Genomic DNA, 606 nt, shown 5'->3' on the forward strand with positions numbered 1-606 from the left:
GCATCGCCCCGAACGGCGAGGGCACGATGCACAGCCACCCCGAGGAGCAATGGGGCATGCTGCTCGAGGGCAGCGCGATCCGCTTCCAGGGCGGCGAGGAGATCGCGGTGAAGAAGGGCGATTTCTGGCGCACGCCGGGCGGCATCGAGCACACGATGCGGGCGGGCCCGGAGGGCTGCAAGGTCCTGGACATCTTCGCCCCGCCGCGCGAGGCCTACCGCAAGGCCGGAAAGGGCTTCGCTTCCGCCACCTGACGCCAAGAGGACCGACCCGATGCCGCCTTCGCTGACACGCCGTGCCGCATTGCTTGCCGGAGCCGGAAGTGTATCCGCCTGCGCGTTGCCGATCCGGCAGCCTGCGGTGCCGCAGGACCAGACGATGCGTGCCACCGTCCTGGGCCTGCCCAACGAACGCTTCCTCGTCGGCCAGGGATCGGCCGCGATCACCCGGGAGTACGTCGCCGCGCTGGAGCGCCGGCGCGCCTTCCTGGGCCTTTCCCCCAGCGCCACCCTGCCCGCGATGGACCTGCTGGCCGTCTCGGGCGGCGGCGAGGACGGAGCCTTCGGCGCGGGATTGCTGAACGGCTGGACGCTGGAGGGCTCGCGC

1 protein-coding gene and 1 pseudogene are annotated in these 606 nt (G+C 71.8%); both read left to right on the plus strand.

Features of this window, described 5'->3' with window-relative positions; translation table 11 throughout:
* Positions 1 to 254 (plus strand): cupin domain-containing protein (locus AC1DWF_RS36260; protein WP_476843284.1); only part of this gene is annotated, 254 nt, incomplete at its 5' end.
* Positions 255 to 378: 124 nt separating this feature from the next.
* Positions 379 to 606, plus strand: a pseudogene (locus AC1DWF_RS36265) (patatin family protein); the annotation flags it as partial.

Source organism: Aminobacter sp. P4_D5, from assembly GCF_056401815.1.